This is a genomic window from Streptomyces sp. iso_384 (assembly GCF_056172905.1).
The window spans coordinates 1-1,058 of sequence record NZ_JBWBTT010000019.1; the positions used below are offsets into that span (position 1 = coordinate 1).

The 1,058-nt window shown below is 67.6% G+C and carries 1 protein-coding gene; it reads left to right on the forward strand.

Going from position 1 to position 1,058, the window contains the following annotated elements; genetic code table 11:
* Positions 1 to 882, forward strand: an 882-nt coding sequence (locus AC0VY3_RS37325) for a Kelch repeat-containing protein (RefSeq protein ID WP_475551955.1), incomplete at its 5' end; no start/stop codon positions are given.
* Between the last annotated feature and the right edge of the window lie 176 nt (positions 883 to 1,058).

The following is a 1,058-nucleotide window of genomic DNA, read 5'->3' on the forward strand; positions in this document are numbered from 1 at the left end:
CCCAGGGAAGACACCCACCTGTGGTGGACGGTCATGGACACCTCGCACAAGTGGAGCGAGGACGAGAAGTTCACCGACCACCGCTCCAAGTCCAACCCGGCCATGGCCGAGTACGAGGGCAAGCTGTACTGCGTCCACCGCGGTGACGGGGACGGCAAGCTGTGGTGGACCGTCTACGACCCGGACGGCAGCGGCTGGTCGGCGGACGCCGCGTTCCCCAACCACTACAGCCAGAACGGCCCCGCCCTGGCCGTCTTCAACGGCCACCTCTACTGCGTGCACCGCGGCGGCAGCGACGACAACCTCTGGTGGACCCGCTTCGACGGCAAAACCAAAACCTGGAGCCCCGACACCAAGCTCGGCAGCCAGAAAACCAGCAAGGGGCCCGCCCTCGCGGTATTCGGCGGCAAACTGTACTGCGCCTACAAGGGCACCGGCAGCAACAACAACCTGTGGTGGTGCAGCACCTCCAACGGCACCAGCTGGAGCGGCGACCAGACCTTCGGCTCCCACCGCACCGACTCCAACCCCGCCCTGGCCGTCTACAAGAACACCCTCTACGCCGTGTACAAGGGCGTCGACACCACCGCCCTCTACTACGCGCGGTTCAACGGCACCAACGGCTGGAACGGCGACAGCAGGCTACCCAACCACCACAGCAAGGAAGGCCCCGCCCTGGCCGTCTACAACAACCACCTGTACTGCGTGCACCGCGGCGGGGAAAGCGGCGGCAGCCTGTGGTGGACCCGCTTCAACGGCACCAACTGGCATGCGGACACCAAGCTCCCCGACCACTTCAGCGCCCAGGGGCCGACCATCGTCAACTACCGCGACCGCAACGGCAGCGAAAACCAGCTCTTCTGCGTACACCGCGGCAACTGACACCCCGGCAAGACGCACCCGCACGGCCGCAGGCCGGCACCGCAACCCCCGACCGCCTGCGGCCGCGCGACCCAAACGGCTCGACGCCGTCGGTGTACGACGGCGAGCACCAAGCGCACCCCGTCCGGCCCAGCCGACGCGTACCCTCCAACCGGCCGAACTCACCACGGCAGGTC